This window comes from Amycolatopsis oliviviridis (assembly GCF_014654365.1).
GTDB classification, from domain to species: Bacteria; Actinomycetota; Actinomycetes; order Mycobacteriales; family Pseudonocardiaceae; genus Amycolatopsis; species Amycolatopsis oliviviridis.
In genome coordinates, this window is record NZ_BNAY01000002.1 from 1,112,179 (window position 1) to 1,126,940 (window position 14,762).

Consider the following 14,762-nt stretch of genomic DNA (forward strand, 5'->3'; position numbering starts at 1 on the left):
CAACTCCACATCATGCTCAGGAAAGGTCGTCATGAACAGCTCCGGTTCTCCCAGAGCGGTCCGGTTCGCCTCCGCGCTCATGGCCCTCGTGACCCTCGTCGCAGGCTTGCTCACGTTCGGCACGCGAAACGAGGCGAGCGCGGCGTCCACAGTGGGCGGCGCGATCACTCGCGCCGAGATCATCGCCCGCGCCAAGTACTGGTACGACCGGGGCGACACCTGGTACAGCCAGGATCAGGCGGACGCGATCTCCGACGGCACCGGCGGCAAGTACCGGCCGGACTGCTCCGGTCTGGTCGCGATGGCCTGGCATCTGCCGAAGAAATCCGACGGCTGGGACCTCAACACCGGCGACTTCGAGTCCTACTCGCACAAGTCCTGGCTGCCGAGCCTGCACGATCTGCTGCCCGGTGACGCGCTGCTCAAGAACGGTCATATCGAGCTGTTCGAGAAGTGGGTCGACCCCAAGGACCACTCGGCGGGCGCCTGGGTCTACTCCGAGAACGACTACGGCCAGAAGACCAATCACAACACCAACTCCTGGTCGGAGATGACCACCTACCGTGGCATCCGCTACGACAAGGTCCTCGAAAAGTCCCTCGACGGCGGGGACTTCGACGGCAACGGCGTCGGGGACATCTACGCCACCGGAACCGGAACCCTGACCATCTGGAACGGCAAAGGCAGCAACGACTTCGCCGCCGCCGACGCGGTAGGTGGCGGCTGGGCGGACTTCACCCGCCCCGCGGCCGGTGACTTCAACAAGGACGGAAAGACCGACCTCGCAGCAGTCAAGGAAGGCATCCTCTACGTCTGGAACGGCAAAGGCGGCAACAAATTCGGCGCCGCCGACGCCGTGGGCAGCGGCTGGGAACCCTTCAGCGCCCCCGTCGCGGGCGACTTCGACAACGACGGCATCAGCGACCTCTCCGCGGTCAAGGACGGCACCCTCTACATCTGGAACGGCAAAGGAAACAACCACTTCACCCCGGCTGACACCGTCGGTGGCGGCTGGGCGTCGTTCACCGCACCCGTCGCGGGCGACTTCGACAACGACGGCAAGACCGACCTCGCCGCGATCAAGGACGGCACCACACTGACCATCTGGAACGGTAAGGGGGACAACAGGTTCGGCGCCGCGGACGCGGTCGGCGGTGGCTGGAACGACTACCACCGCACGCTGATGTCACTCGGCGACGTCAACAAGGACGGCCACAGCGACATCGGCGCCATCAACCAGACCACCGGCACCCTCTACCTCTGGAACGGCAAGGGCGGCAACAAATTCGGCCCCGCCGACGCCCTCGGTGGCGGCTGGCTCCCGCATTTCTGAAGTGGTCACGGTCCGCGCCCGTACCCCGGGCGCGGGCCGTTCGCTCAGCGGAGAAACGGTTCGTATCGCTTCCGCTGTCGCAGTGACTCGATCTGCCGCACGGTGTCGAGCGTGACACTGACGAGGAACACGAGAACCACCAGCAGGGCCACCGCCGCGAAGGGAAACCTCGGGCTCACGTCCAGCAGGCCCAGGCCGACGGCCGGGATCAGCGCGACCACTCCCGAGCAGACCGCTCCGAAGGCGACGATCCGGCGGCGCACGTAGTCGAGGTACTCCGCGGTCGGGGTTCCCGGCCGGATCCCGGGGACGAAGCCACCCGTCCGCACCAGATCGACGGCCACCTTGTCCGTGTCCTCGCTCACGGCCGCCCTGGCGAAGGCGAAGAGGCAGACAAGGACGAAGTAGACCGCGATCCGCCCGCCGTTCCCCTCGTCGCGCAGCCAGCCCACCCCGGGCCAGAACCCGGGCAGGGACACCAGCACCGCGGCGAGCACGGCCGGGCTGTTGGCTTGCGGGAACCGGAAGGGGAGGTAGGCCGGGGTCCCGCCGTAGGCACGCACCCCGATCATCCGCTTGGCGTACTCCACCGGGACGCGGCGCTGCGCCTGCGCGAAGACGACCGTGAGCACCGTGACCGACAGCGTCACCGCGGCCATGACCACGATGGCGGCCCAGCCCCTCGTTTCGTACAGGCGCGCGAGCTCCGCCGGCAGCACCGCCAGCACCTGGGCGAGCAGCAGGATCCGGACGCCGTTCCCGAATCCCCGGTCGGTGATCACCTCGGTCAGCCGCAGGACCAGCGCCGCACCCGCGGTCAGGCACGCCACCGCGACGGCTCCACCGAGGACGTCCGGACCGCGGAACGCCACCACGGCGACGGCGCCCAGCAAGCCGAGCACGACCACGAGGCGTCGCCGGTAGCGCGCCAGCACCCGGGCGCCGGCTTCGCCCTCGGCCCGGAGCGCGGCCGGCCGCGGGACCAGGACGGTCAGCGCCCGCAGGACCGGCGGCGCGGCCAGGCAGGGAAGGACACCGAACGCGAACACCGGCAGGGTGGCCAGGCCACCGCCGGTGACCAGGTCGAGGATCCAGCGCAACGGCTGATCGGCTTCCGGCGCGCGGACGGTCAAGTGAGGAGCGGGCAGGCTCTGGCCCAGCCGGAACACCAGGATCACGCCCAGCGTGACCAGGACCCGGCGGCGGAGGGAAGCGCTCTCGTTCATCGGGGATGACGCTAGGAACCGCCGATGAAATTACGATGACACCGCCCGTCACCGCCTCACAGCAGGGGCGCCCGCGCCAGTGCCTCCCTCAGCTTGCCGAGCACCTCGTCCGCCGTGCCTTCGGCGGTGCACCCGGCCGCCTGGCGATGCCCGCCGCCGCCCAGTTCCCCGGCCGCGGCCGAGACGTCGACCCCGCCCGCCGAGCGGAGCGAGACCGTCCACCGCTGCCGCGGCCCGATCGGCTCGGCTTCCTTGAGCACGACGGCGACCCCGGCCTCACGGGTGGACCGGATGACGTCGATGACCGCCTCGACCTCTTCCGCGCGCACGCTCCGCGCGGCGTCGAGGGTCACGACGGCGTGCGCGAGCCCGAAGCCGCGCGCCTCGTCCGGTTCGAGCCGGGCGCCCGCGAGGACGTCCGAAAGCATCGGCAACCAGGCGAACGGGTGATCGTCGACGATCTCGCGGACGACCTTGTCCGGATCGACACCGGCTTCGAGCAGCTTCGCGGCCATCAGATGGGTGGACGGCCGGGCGCGGCGGAAGCCGCTCGTGTCGGTGACGAGCCCCGCGTACAGGCAGCGCGCGATCGGCTCGTCGATCTCGGTGCCCAGTTCCTCCAGCAACGCGAAAACGAGGACGGCGGTGGCTTCGGCGGTGTCGTCGACGACATGTGTCGTGCCGAAGTAGACGTTGGACGCGTGATGGTCGATCACCAGGACGTCGCCCCCGGCCGCGCGGACGGCGTCCACCCGCGGCGCGAGTTTCCCGAGCCTGCCCGGGGTGGGCGTGTCGAGGGCGACCAGCAGCTGTTCGCTCTCCGGCAGTTCGCTCGCGGGGACGTAAAGCCCGCCGACGTCGAGGCTCCGCAGGGTCTCCGGCATCTCTTCGGGCTCGCCGACCGAGACGCGGACCTCGACGCCGCGGAGCTGGAGGGCCCGGCCCAGTGCCAGCGCGCTGCCGAGCGCGTCGGCGTCCGGCCGGACATGGCCGAGCAGGGTCACGTCGTTCGCGCGCGCCAGGAGCGCGGCGGCTTCCTTGAGGTTCGGCACTGAAGTCGTCGTCACAATCAGTCAAGCTACGCTCTACCGGATGTCCGAGTACGCGATCCTGGTCTACCCGTCCGCCAACCGGGTCTACACCGACTCCACCCCGGCTCTGCTGCGCGCGGAACTGGCGGTGTTCGGCCTGTCCGCGCTGGAGACCGAGATCTCCGAGATCTCCGAAACGGAACTCGGCGGCGTCGGCTACCTCACCTTCACCACTCCCGCCCCGTTGAGCGAACGCGACCTCGCGCTCCTTTCGAACCTTTCCGCGCTGTACGCGCTGTTCGAACTCGGCGACGGCGTCCTGAAGCCGGTCACGATCGGTCCGCTCGCGAACTTCGACTCGGATCTGCTGACCATCCAGAAGTACCCGGGCAAGACGAACGAACTGTTCACCAAACTCCTCGTCAACGTCACCCTGCTGTCGACGGCGAACCCGGCCGCGATGCTGGACAAGCCGCTGCACCTGCTGGATCCGCTGTGCGGCCGCGGCACGACGCTGAACCAGGCGATGATGTACGGCTTCGACGCGACCGGCCTCGACGTCGACGGCAAGGATTTCGACTCCTATGAGATGTTCATCAAGACCTGGCTGAAGCAGAAGCGGATCAAGCACCTCGCCGAATCCGGTCAGGTGCGCCGCAACAAGGTCCGGCTCGGCAGGCGGCTCGACATCGGCTTCGGGATCACCAAGGAGCGGTACAAGGCGGGTGACGTCCGCAAGCTGAGCTACCTCAACTGCGACACGCTCACCACGGACGAACTGCTGCGGCCGAACTCGGTGGACCTCATCGTCACCGACGCCCCGTACGGCGTGCAGCACGGCAGCCACCGCACCCAGGACGCGACGCTCGCACGCAGCCCGCGCGACCTGCTCGCGGCCGCCGTCCCGGTGTGGACACGGGTGCTGCGGCCGGGCGGCGCGCTCGGCATCTCCTGGAACACCAACGTCGCGCCGCGGGAGGAACTCGCCGCGATCCTGGAGAAGGCGGGCTTGGACGTCCGTGAAGAAGGCCCGTACGCCGGGTTCGCGCACCGGGTCGATCAGGCGATCGTGCGGGACCTGATCGTCGCCGCCAAACCCGTCTGATCCCGCATGTAGTCCTCTGGATGCGGCCGGTCCCGGGTCCGTGAAGGGTCCCCTCGCCCCCTTCAGGGTAGGCCAGGAGGCCTTCGCGGACAGCCGAGCGGCCTGACACACCGGTGTTGTGAAAGCCACTTTCGCAACGTTGAAGGTTGTGAAAGTGGCTTTCACAACACGCCGCCTTTGCCTTCTCTCGCTGCCAGTGCGCCGAGGTGCTCAAACGCTGGAACCTGAGCACTGAGGCCGTGGAGGCTTCGCGGATCAACCCGCCGGGCCTCCCGCGCAAGTAGTCCTCTGGATGCGGTAGTTCGCTTCGCCGACCACCGCGTTTCGTCCTCTGGATGCGGTAGTTCGCGTCGCCAACTACCGCATCCAGAGGACGAAACGCGGGGTCAGGCCAGGCGTTCCCCGACGAACTTCATCATCTCGGGCATGATGCCCCGCCAGTAGTCGTCGTTGTGGGCGCCTTCGGACATCTTCCCGACAGCGGGCCGCACCGCCTTGATGAGCTTGCGGTCGGCGCGGGCGAAGGGATCCCCGTTCCCGCACCACACCCCCGTCGACGACGCGGTGAGATCACCGGCGTGCAGCAGCGGCTCATGCGATTCCCACTGCTCGCGATCCGCGAAGACCTTGCGGGACTTGGCGTCGGGCCAGCTCACGAACAACGCGGCGCTCGCCACGGCGACGGCTTTGAGGTTCTTGTTCTCGCGGGCGTAGCGCAAGGCGCCGAAACCGCCCATCGAGATCCCGAACATCGCCGACGGCGGCTGCAATTGGCGCTGGGCGAGCCAGCCGGGCAGTTCGTCGGACAGCATGCGCTGCGGGTCGTCGGCCTTGCCGACGTCCACCCAGTAGTTGTCCCCGTCGACGGCGGCGACCGCGAAGGCGGGAAGGCCGTCCGCGACGACCTGGTTCAGCGCGTTCTGCACCCCGAGGTCCAGGAACGTCCGGGCGTCCGCGCCGCGCCCGTGCAGGGCGGCGCAGACCGGCATCCCGACCCGGGACACGCCGTCGGGGGCGATGATGACGAGGTTGACCTCGCGGTTCCGGGCCGCGGACCGCATCCTTTGCACCGTGACCGCTTCGGTGAGCGGGGTCGGACGGGTGGGCGGGGCCACCGGCGGCGGCCCCATCAATGGTGGTTTCTCGGCGCCGCAGGCGGAAAGCAGCGCCGAGCCGCCGAGAGCCGCGGCTCCCAGCAACAGGCCACGCCGGTTCAGGGCGTGGCCCGTTCCCTCAGCTCCGGGTCTCCTCATCGGCGAACTCATCGTCTGTGGCCTCTTCCCGTGGCGGTTTGTACGGGTCGGCTTCACCGGCGTGCTGTGCTCCGGTCGCCCGGCGGGCGACCTCCGCATCGGCTTCCCTGGCCTTCGCGAGAAGGTCCTCGATGTGCTTGGCCTCTTCAGGGATGCTGTCGGCCACGAAGGCCAGCGTCGGAGTGTAGCGAACTCCCGTGCCCTGGCCGACCTTCGTGCGCAGCACACCGCGGGCGGATTCGAGCGCCGCCGCGGCACCGGCGTGATCGGGTGTGGACTCCAGGTTCTCCCCGAGCACCGTGTAGTAGACCGTGGCGTCGTGCAGATCCGCCGTGATCTTCGTGTCGGTGATCGTCACGTGGTTGAGTCGCGGATCCTTGATGTCGTGCTCGATCGCGTGCGCGACGATCTGTGAGATCCGCTTGGCGAGCTTGCGAGCCCGAGCGGGGTCGGCCATGGGATTCGTCTCCTCGAAATTTCCGTCAGTCATCGGGGCCGAGCAGCCGGCGGTGGGCGGAGAGCAGTTCGAACTCCGGCCTTCCGGCGACGAGGCGCTCACACGAGTCGAGCACGTCACGAATGTGCTCGCCACTCGCCGCGACCACGGCCACACCGATCAGCGCGCGCCGGTGCAGGTCTTGATGACCGGCTTCGGCGACGGAGACGTCGAAACGCCTGCGTACCTCGGCCAGCACCGGCTTGATCACAGATCGCTTCTGCTTGAGCGAGTGGACGTCGCCCAGCAGGATGTCGAGCTCAAGAGCTCCTACGTACATGTTGGGTTCTGGGTTGTTCGGAAGGTGAAGCGGCGCTCCCCCGCCCAGATGCGGAGGAGCGCCGCCGTGTCACTTACGCACGCGGCTTTTCGCGCTGCTCGTAGGTCTCGATGATGTCGCCGACCTTGAGGTCGCTGTACGACCCCAGAGTCAGACCACACTCGTACCCGTCGCGGACCTCGACCACGTCGTCCTTGAACCGCCGCAGCGAGCTGATCGGCAGGTTCTCGGCGATGACGGTCGCGTCGCGGAGCAGGCGGGCCCGCGCGTTGCGGCGGATCTCGCCCGAGACGACGAGACAACCGGCGATGGTGCCGATCTTCGACGACTTGAAGACGTCGCGGATCTCCGCCTTGCCGAGCTCGACCTCTTCGTACTCCGGCTTGAGCATGCCCTTCAGGGCCTGCTCGATCTCTTCGATCGCCTGGTAGATGACCGTGTAGTACCGGACGTCGACGCCTTCGCGGGTGGCCCGCTCGGTCGCCTTGCCCTGCGCACGGACGTTGAAGCCCAGGACGATCGCGTCGGACGCGGTCGCCAGGTCGATGTCGGACTCGGTGACGCCACCGACACCGCGGTGGACGACGTTGAGTTCGACGTCGTCGCCGACATCGAGCTGCACCAGGGAGGCTTCGAGCGCCTCGACGGTACCGGAGTTGTCACCCTTGATGATCAGGTTGAGGCTGTTCGTCTCCTTCAAGGCGGAGTCGAGGTCCTCGAGGCTGACCCGCTTGCGGCGCGACGCGTTGAGGGCGTTGCGCGTCCGGGCGGAACGGCGCTCGGCGATCTGCCGGGCGACGCGGTCCTCGTCGACCACCAGGAAGGTGTCGCCCGCACCCGGCACCGAGGTGAACCCGATGACCTGGACGGGACGCGACGGGTACGCCTCGGTGACGTCGACGTTGTGCTCGTCGACCATCCGGCGGACGCGGCCGTAGGCGTCACCCGCCACGACCGAGTCACCGACGCGCAGCGTGCCTCGCTGGACCAGCACCGTGGCCACCGGACCGCGACCGCGGTCGAGGTGGGCCTCGATCGCGACACCCTGTGCCTCCATGGCCGGGTTGGCCCGGAGGTCCAGCGCGGCGTCGGCGGTCAGCAGGATCGCCTCGAGCAGGCCGTCGATGTTGATGTTCTGCCGCGCGGAGATCTCGACGAACATCGTGTCGCCGCCGTATTCCTCGGCGACCAGGCCGTACTCGGTCAGCTGCTGCCGGATCTTGTCCGGGTTCGCGCCTTCCTTGTCGATCTTGTTGATCGCGACCACGATCGGCGCCTTGGCCGCCTGCGCGTGGTTGATCGCCTCGACCGTCTGCGGCATCACACCGTCGTCGGCCGCCACCACGATCACCGCGATGTCGGTCGAGTTGGCACCACGGGCACGCATGGCGGTGAACGCCTCGTGACCGGGGGTGTCGATGAAGGTGATCAGACGCGGGTTGCCCTCGAGCTCGGTCTCGATCTGGTAGGCGCCGATGTGCTGGGTGATGCCACCGGCTTCACCTTCGCGCACCTTCGTCTTGCGGATCGTGTCGAGCAGGCGGGTCTTACCGTGGTCGACGTGACCCATGATGGTCACGACCGGCGGGCGGACCTGCAGATCCTCTTCCTCACCCGCGTCTTCGCCGTAGGTGATGTCGAAGGTCTCGAGCAGCTCCCGGTCCTCTTCCTCGGGACTGACGACCTGAACGTTGTAGTTCATTTCGCCGCCGAGCAGTTCCAGGATGTCGTCGGACACCGACTGCGTCGCCGTGACCATCTCACCGAGGTGGAAGAGCACCTGCACCAGCGAAGCCGGGTTGGCGTCGATCTTCTCGGCGAAGTCGGTCAGCGAGGCACCGCGCGGCAGCCGGATCGTCTCGCCCTGGCCCTTGGGCAGGCGGACGCCGCCGACGCTGGGCGCCTGCATGTTGTCCATGTACTCCTGGCGCTTCTGCCGCTTCGACTTGCGACCCTTGCGCGAGGGACCACCCGGACGCCCGAAGGCACCCGCGGTACCGCCACGGCCACCGGGGCCGCCACGGCCGCCGCCACCGCGGAAGCCGCCGCCACCGGCCGGGGCACCGCCGCCGCCACCGGGGCCACCGCCACCGGGACGGAAACCGCCGCCACCGCCACCACCGGGACGGAAGCCGCCACCGCCGCCGCCGGGACCGCCGCGGAAACCTCCGCCACCGCCACCGGGACCGCCACGAGCGCCGCCACCGGGCCCACCACGGGCGCCGCCGCCGGGGCCACCACGGCCGCCACCGGGACCGCCGGCCGGACGGGCCGGGCGGCCCGGCATCATGCCGGGGTTCGGACGCGGGGGCATGTTGCCCGGGCTGGGCCGGTTACCACCGGGAGCGCCGCCACCGGGACGCGGGGCCGGACGGTCGCCGCCCTGCCCGCCACCGGGACGCGGCGGACGGTTGTCGCCGCCCTGCTGGTTGCCACCACCGGGACGCGGGGCGGACGGGCGCGGGGCCGGCGCACCGGAACCCACACCGAACGGGTTGTTGCCGACGCGCGGGGTGCGCGGGCCGGGCTTCGGACCGCCGGGCTTGGGGCCCTGCGGCTTCGGCGGCACGACCGAACCCTGCGACGGCGCCTGGGACGCCGGCGGGGTGGCCGGGGCTGCCGGGGTCTCCTTCTTCGGCTCGGCCGGAGCGGCCTTCGCCGCCGGAGCGACCTCTTCCTTCGGCGCCGGCGGCCGGGGGCCGGGGCGCGGACCCGGGCGGGCACCCGGGGCGGGCCGCGACGACTGGGCAGGAGCCGGAGCCGACGGGGCCGGGGTGGACGCCGCGGGGGCGGCCGGGGCCTCGGTCTTCGCCACGGGCGCGGGCTGAGCCGGCTTCGCGGCCGGAGCCGGGGCTGCGGGCTTCGCGGGCGGCGCGGGACGCGCCGGCGGGCCCGGGTTCGGGATCGGCTTCTTGCTCTTGCCGTCCTTGGACGGATACGCGTCACGGAGGCGGCGGGCGACCGGGGCCTCGACGGTGGACGACGCGGACTTCACGAACTCGCCCTGTTCCTTCAACTTGGCGAGAACTTCCTTGCTGGTGATGCCGAGCTCTTTCGCGAGCTCATGTACTCGGGCCTTGCCTGGCACAGCTCTCCTCATCTGGGGAGGCCGGCGGCAGACCCGCAGACCTCGTCCTATTGTCGCGCGTTCATTGATTCAGCTTCACGGCTGACTCATGACGGGTCGACCTGCTTCCTGATTCCATCCGGCACCGGGGATGTCCCGGCGCCCTTCATTCCTCGGCGAGCCGCTCCAGGCGTTCGTGGACACCCTGGGCGTCGAGCGACCCCGGAACACGAAGTGCTCGGGGAAACGCTCTGCGCCGCTCGGCCTTGGCCAGACAGTCCGGCACGGGGTGCAACCAGGCACCCCGGCCCGGCAACCGCCGACGTTCGTCGACGATCAGCCGCCCGTCCGCCGCGACCACTCGCAGCAACTCGCCGATCAAGGCCCGCCGACGGCAACCCACACAGGTGCGGACCGGGGCTACCCGGTCGTGCTGGGGGTCGGTTCCCGGCGGCGGACTCTGAACCACTCGTAAGTCTAGCGCTTCGACCTTCACTCAGCCGAACCGGTTGCCGCGGCGGGCCGCGCCTCACCGGCGTGTGCTTCGTCACCCTGCTCAGGGGCGGCGTCGCTGCGGATGTCGATCCGCCAGCCGGTGAGCCGGGCGGCGAGGCGGGCGTTCTGCCCTTCCTTGCCGATCGCGAGTGAAAGCTGGAAGTCGGGGACGACGACGCGAGCGGTCTTGGCGCGCTCGTCGACGACCCGGACCGATACAACCTTCGCGGGCGACAGCGCATTCCCGACGAACTTCGCCGGGTCTTCCGAGAAGTCGATGATGTCGATCTTCTCGCCCGCGAGTTCGCTCATCACGTTCCGCACCCGCGCGCCGACCGGGCCGATGCACGCGCCCTTGGCGTTGACGCCGGGCACCGTCGAGCGGACCGCGATCTTGGTCCGGTGTCCCGGCTCGCGCGCAACGGCGGCGATCTCGACCGTGCCGTCGGCGATTTCGGGGACTTCGAGGGCGAACAGCTTGCGCACCAGGTTCGGGTGCGACCGCGACAGCGTGATCTGCGGACCGCGGTTGCCGCGCGCGACGGTGACGACGAAGGCCTTGATGCGGCTGCCGTGTTCGTAGGACTCGCCGGGCACCTGCTCGATCGAGGGCAGGACGCCTTCGATGTCACCCACCTGGATGACGACCATGCCGCGGGCGTTGGCGCGGGCGTCGCGCTGCACCACGCCCGCGACGATCTCGCCTTCCTTGGCGGAGAACTCGCCGAAGGTCTTCTCGTGCTCGGCGTCGCGCAGGCGCTGCAGGATGACCTGCCGCGCGGTGGTCGCGGCGATCCGCCCGAAGCCTTCGGGGGTGTCGTCCCATTCCTCGTCGGTCTGGCCGTCCGGGGTCAGGGTGTGTGCGAGGACGCGCACCAGGCCGCTCTTGTGATCGATGTCGATCCTGGCGTGCGGCTGGTGGCCCTCGGTGTGCTTGTACGCGGTGAGCAACGCGGTTTCGATCGCTTCGATCACCGTCTCGAAGGGGATGTCCTTGTCCCGCTCGATCGCGCGCAGCGCTGCGATGTCGACGTTCACTTCGGCTCCTCCTTCGGCTCTGTGGTGGCGGCGTTCAGGGCCGACGCATCGGTTTCCAACAGTTTCAGGTCCTCGGCAGGTGGTTGCTTGAACTCGATCTCGATGACCGCTTTGGCCACCGAGGTGTAACCGACGTCCCGGATCTCGCCGTCGACGAGCACGCGCGCGGACTTCTCCCCCGCGTGCCCGACACGGCCGATGAACGCGGCGCCCTCGGCCGGGGTGACCTTCACGAGGCGGAACTTCGCGCGGCGCCAGTGCCGTTGCAGGGTCAGCGGCCTGTCGAGACCAGGCGAAGTGACTTCGAGCGTGTACGCGCTGGCGAGCACGTGCTCGTTCTCGTCGAGCGTGGCGGAGACGGCCCGGCTGACGCTCGCCACCTCGTCCAGCCCGACTCCGTCGTCCCCGTCGACGACGACCTTGACCAGCTGACGGCGGCCTGCCTGCTGGACCTCGAAGGAATCGAGGTCGAAACCCGCGGCCTTGACGGCTTCGGCCACGATGGGCTCCAGCCTGCTGGCGAGGTCGTTGGGCACGGTGGAGCGCTCCTGTTCGGCTGTGGGCGACCCGGTGGCGTGGATCCGGGTTCGGTAGTGGACCAGCTTATCTGGTGACCCCCGCGTGACGCGCGAGCGGCGGCCCCGCACGGGGTACTGGCAGGATGGGGCGGCGTGACCGGAAGATCGACAGAGCCCACCTCGCCGAGCCGTCGCGCTTTCCTGCGGCTGGGAGCGCTGGCCGCCGTGGCCGTGCCGCTCGCCGCCGCCTGTTCCCCCGGGTTCGACGAAACCCCCGACCCGCTGGGTCCGCTGCTGCGCGCGGCGGAGACCGACGCGGCGGGCGCGAAGGCGGTGACGGGCGCCGAAGGCGAGGCGGTCGCGGCGGCGCGGGCCACGCACGCGGCGGCGCTCAAGACCGAGGTGGACCGGCTCAACCGGCCCAAGCCGGAGCAGTCCGGCCCCGCGGAGACCCCGCCGTCATCGGTGGACGGGCTCAAGGAACGGCTCGCTGCGGCACGCAAGCAGGCCGAGGGTCTCGTGCCTTCGCTGCCTCGCTACCGCGCCGGGATGGTCGCCTCGATCGCGGCGGGCTGCGCCGCGCTGCAGCAGAGTTCGGAGAAACTCGGCCGCGGCGACGACGCCGGAGCCGTCGAAGTGCCCGCCGGCGTCCAGTTCGCCGGGGAGACCGCGGACGCCGTCCAGCAGGCGCTGGGCGCCGAACACGCGGCGATCTGGGTGTACGGACTGGTCAGTGCCTATCTGCCCGCCGCCTTCACCGGCGCGGTGTCCCGGGGCACGGCGGAGCACGTCAAGCGCCGGGACGTCTGCGAACGGATGCTTTCCGCGGCGGGACAGACGCCCGCGGGACCGGAGGCCGCGTACGTGCCGCCGAAGCCGGTGACCGACGCGAACACGGCGATGGAACTGGTGGCGACGGCCGAGTCCGACGCCGCGGCGGCCTGGCTCGGTGTGATCGACCGGACCGACGACGGGGCCTTGCGGACGACGGCGCTGAACGCGCTGGTCGGATCGGCGCGGCGGGGGACGGCTTGGCGGGCGGAGTTCGGCGCGAAGCCGGTGGCGGTCGCCATGCCGGGCCAGTCGGTCTAAGGCCTCTTCGCTCAGCTTCGGTCCTTTAGCGCGCTATGAAAGGCCCCTTCATTGCAAATTTTGCAATGAAGGGGCCTTTCATAGCGCTCGGCTCAGCGGCGCAGATCACCCGAGAGCCGCAGGGCGTCGGTCGCGATCCGCTCCAGCAGCGGCTTGTCCTTCTGCTTGTCGTAGAACCCGGCCAGCACGATGGCCACCTCGGCCCCGGTGACGTGGGAGTCGTACGCCGCGTCCTGTCCGGAGATCTTCGGGACGCCTTGGCCCTTGAAAGTGCCGTCGCGCACCAGGTCGGACACGTTGCCCGTGCCGTCCTTGTCGGTGAGCGTCTTGAGCTGGCTCGCGGTGACCTCGCCCGGCATGGTCACCAGGACGACCGACACCAGTGCCTTCTTCCCGCCGGACTCGGTCGTGTACAGCGCCCGCGACAGCCGCGTGCACGGCGTCTGGGTGAAGAAGGCCTTGGTGTCGCCGTAGGCCTTGCTCGCGCAGTCGCTGGTGACCTGCGGCCCCTCGGCCAGCGTGTACTGGAACTGCCCGGTCTTCGCCGGTGTGTCCGCGACCGGGGCCGTCTCCGGCTCGTGCCGGATCAGCCACCAGAGCAGTGACGAGACGACCGCGATGGCGACCAGACCGGCGCCTTTCAGCGCCAGGGCCTTGGTGTCCCTTGACGGCTTAGGCGCAGGCGGCGGCCCTCCTGGCCCTGCCGGTCGCACCGGCTGAAGCCGGGCCGTTTCCGTCGGTCCCGGAGTAAATTGCGCACCAACCACGGGAACATACGGTAGTTCACGCCGGTCCGGCGGTTCACCTGAACGTGCTTATCACGCGTTCGACGTCGTCAGCGGTGTTGTAGAGGTGGAACCCGACACGCTGCCGTCCGGCCCGGGTACCGGCCACGATGCCCGCTTCCCGCATCTTGTCGGCGTCAGCGTCGAGCGAGACGATCGCACTCCCCTGAACGGGTGAGCCGAGCGCTTCGAGGAGTGAGTCGGCGAGACCTGCGCAATGCGCGCGGACGGCGTGGAGGTCCAAGGACCCGAGGTAGTCCAGCGAGGCGGCGGCTCCGACGAACGCGAGCCAGGCCGGGGACAGGTCGAGCGACCGGACGCCCTCCGCGAGACGTAGCGGGAGACCGTAGACGGTCTGCCAGCGGTCCTCCCCGGCGTACCAGTTCGCCGCGACCGGCACCGCCCGCTCCAGCACCCGCGGATGGACGGCCAGCCACGCCGCCCCGCGCGGCGCGAGCAGCCATTTGTATCCGGCGGCGACCACCCAGTCGGCCCAGCCGAGGTCGAGCGGCTGCCAGCCGGCGGCCTGGGTGGCGTCGAGCAGGACCGCCGCGCCCGCCGCCTCGGCCGCGGCCCGGAGCCTGTCGAGGTCGACCTGGACGCCGTCGGCCGACTGCACGACGCTGACCGCGACGAGATCGTGCCCTTCGACGCGTTCGGTCAGCTCGGCCAGCGGGACTTCGGTGACCTTCACGCCGCGATGCGCCTGGGCCGCGAACGGGAAGGTGACACTGGTGAAGTCGTTCCCGGCGACCAGCACGCTCGCCCCGTCGGGCAGCCCGGCCGCCACGTTCGCGATCAGCTGCGAGACGGATGCCCCGATCGCGACCCGCTCCGCCGGGACCCCGATCAGCGCGCCGAAGCCCGCGCGGGTCCGCGCGACGTGCTCGTCGAAGTCCGTCGGGCGGGCTTCGCCGCGGCGCCACCGCTCGACCGCCTCCGCCACCGTGTCGGCCACGTGCGCCGGCGGGATGCCGATGCTGGGCGTGTTGAGATAGCCGGGCGGGACGGTGAATTCGGCGCCGAAGGTCTGCATGCTCCCG

The 14,762-nt window shown here is 70.0% G+C and carries 14 protein-coding genes; 3 read left to right on the forward strand and 11 right to left on the reverse strand.

The window, feature by feature from the left end; translation table 11 throughout:
• Positions 1 to 31: 31 nt before the first annotated feature.
• Positions 32 to 1,333 carry an FG-GAP repeat domain-containing protein gene (locus IE302_RS12390; RefSeq protein ID WP_191254597.1) on the forward strand — a complete coding sequence of 434 codons (1,302 nt, stop codon included), beginning with the start codon at positions 32 to 34 and terminating at the stop codon, positions 1,331 to 1,333.
• 44 nt (positions 1,334 to 1,377) lie between these two features.
• Here IE302_RS12390 and IE302_RS12395 read toward each other — a convergent pair whose 3' ends face one another.
• Both IE302_RS12395 and IE302_RS12400 read right to left on the reverse strand, forming a co-directional pair.
• On the reverse strand, positions 1,378 to 2,559 hold the full coding sequence (locus IE302_RS12395; protein WP_191254598.1) for a preprotein translocase subunit SecY: 1,182 nt from the start codon (positions 2,557 to 2,559) through the stop codon (positions 1,378 to 1,380).
• Positions 2,560 to 2,615: 56 nt separating this feature from the next.
• Entirely contained in the window at positions 2,616 to 3,611 is a 996-nt protein-coding gene (locus tag IE302_RS12400) for a DHH family phosphoesterase (protein WP_191254772.1), read from the reverse strand.
• 40 nt (positions 3,612 to 3,651) lie between these two features.
• Here IE302_RS12400 and IE302_RS12405 point away from each other — a divergent pair, with 40 nt between their 5' ends.
• Entirely contained in the window at positions 3,652 to 4,695 is a 1,044-nt protein-coding gene (locus tag IE302_RS12405) for a TRM11 family SAM-dependent methyltransferase (RefSeq protein ID WP_191254599.1), read from the forward strand.
• A gap of 386 nt (positions 4,696 to 5,081) precedes the next feature.
• Here IE302_RS12405 and IE302_RS12410 read toward each other — a convergent pair whose 3' ends face one another.
• The 7 genes from IE302_RS12410 to rimP form a co-directional block, all read right to left on the reverse strand.
• Positions 5,082 to 5,948, reverse strand: a complete 867-nt coding sequence (locus tag IE302_RS12410) for an alpha/beta hydrolase (protein WP_191254600.1) — start codon at positions 5,946 to 5,948, stop codon at positions 5,082 to 5,084.
• Positions 5,929 to 6,405, reverse strand: coding sequence for a 30S ribosome-binding factor RbfA (rbfA, locus tag IE302_RS12415; protein WP_191254601.1), 477 nt, complete (start codon positions 6,403 to 6,405; stop codon positions 5,929 to 5,931). Before rbfA ends, IE302_RS12410 begins: the two co-directional genes overlap by 20 nt.
• Positions 6,406 to 6,430: 25 nt before the next feature.
• Complete coding sequence (locus tag IE302_RS12420) at positions 6,431 to 6,724, reverse strand: DUF503 domain-containing protein (RefSeq protein ID WP_191254602.1); 294 nt, start codon at positions 6,722 to 6,724, stop codon at positions 6,431 to 6,433.
• A gap of 73 nt (positions 6,725 to 6,797) precedes the next feature.
• Positions 6,798 to 9,812, reverse strand: coding sequence for a translation initiation factor IF-2 (infB, locus tag IE302_RS12425; RefSeq protein WP_191254603.1), 3,015 nt, complete (start codon positions 9,810 to 9,812; stop codon positions 6,798 to 6,800).
• Positions 9,813 to 9,957: 145 nt separating this feature from the next.
• The gene (locus IE302_RS12430; protein WP_191254604.1) at positions 9,958 to 10,260 is read right to left on the reverse strand and encodes a YlxR family protein; all 303 of its coding nucleotides are present in this window, start codon (positions 10,258 to 10,260) and stop codon (positions 9,958 to 9,960) included.
• Positions 10,261 to 10,283: 23 nt separating this feature from the next.
• Positions 10,284 to 11,324, reverse strand: a complete 1,041-nt coding sequence (nusA, locus tag IE302_RS12435; RefSeq protein WP_191254605.1) for a transcription termination factor NusA — start codon at positions 11,322 to 11,324, stop codon at positions 10,284 to 10,286.
• On the reverse strand, positions 11,321 to 11,860 hold the full coding sequence (rimP, locus tag IE302_RS12440; protein ID WP_191254606.1) for a ribosome maturation factor RimP: 540 nt from the start codon (positions 11,858 to 11,860) through the stop codon (positions 11,321 to 11,323). Before rimP ends, nusA begins: the two co-directional genes overlap by 4 nt.
• 135 nt (positions 11,861 to 11,995) lie before the next feature.
• Between rimP and IE302_RS12445 the strand changes: the two genes are divergently transcribed.
• The gene (locus IE302_RS12445; RefSeq protein WP_191254607.1) at positions 11,996 to 12,934 is read left to right on the forward strand and encodes a ferritin-like domain-containing protein; all 939 of its coding nucleotides are present in this window, start codon (positions 11,996 to 11,998) and stop codon (positions 12,932 to 12,934) included.
• Between the two features lie 92 nt (positions 12,935 to 13,026).
• Here the strand turns inward: IE302_RS12445 and IE302_RS12450 are convergent, their stop codons facing one another.
• Complete coding sequence (locus IE302_RS12450) at positions 13,027 to 13,647, reverse strand: hypothetical protein (RefSeq protein WP_191254608.1); 621 nt, start codon at positions 13,645 to 13,647, stop codon at positions 13,027 to 13,029.
• Positions 13,648 to 13,735: 88 nt separating this feature from the next.
• Positions 13,736 to 14,755: an aminotransferase class V-fold PLP-dependent enzyme gene (locus tag IE302_RS12455; RefSeq protein ID WP_191254609.1), complete on the reverse strand. Its 1,020-nt coding sequence runs from the start codon at positions 14,753 to 14,755 to the stop codon at positions 13,736 to 13,738.
• Positions 14,756 to 14,762 lie beyond the last annotated feature (7 nt).

Coding starts and splice junctions, on each gene's coding strand:
- IE302_RS12420 (WP_191254602.1), bottom strand. CDS start 6,724: ATGTACGTAGGAGCTCTTGAGCTCGACATCCTGCTGGGCGACGTCCAC.
- IE302_RS12395 (WP_191254598.1), bottom strand. CDS start 2,559: ATGAACGAGAGCGCTTCCCTCCGCCGCCGGGTCCTGGTCACGCTGGGC.
- IE302_RS12410 (WP_191254600.1), bottom strand. CDS start 5,948: ATGAGGAGACCCGGAGCTGAGGGAACGGGCCACGCCCTGAACCGGCGT.
- IE302_RS12455 (WP_191254609.1), bottom strand. CDS start 14,755: ATGCAGACCTTCGGCGCCGAATTCACCGTCCCGCCCGGCTATCTCAAC.
- rbfA (WP_191254601.1), bottom strand. CDS start 6,405: ATGGCCGACCCCGCTCGGGCTCGCAAGCTCGCCAAGCGGATCTCACAG.
- IE302_RS12390 (WP_191254597.1), top strand. CDS start 32: ATGAACAGCTCCGGTTCTCCCAGAGCGGTCCGGTTCGCCTCCGCGCTC.
- IE302_RS12405 (WP_191254599.1), top strand. CDS start 3,652: ATGTCCGAGTACGCGATCCTGGTCTACCCGTCCGCCAACCGGGTCTAC.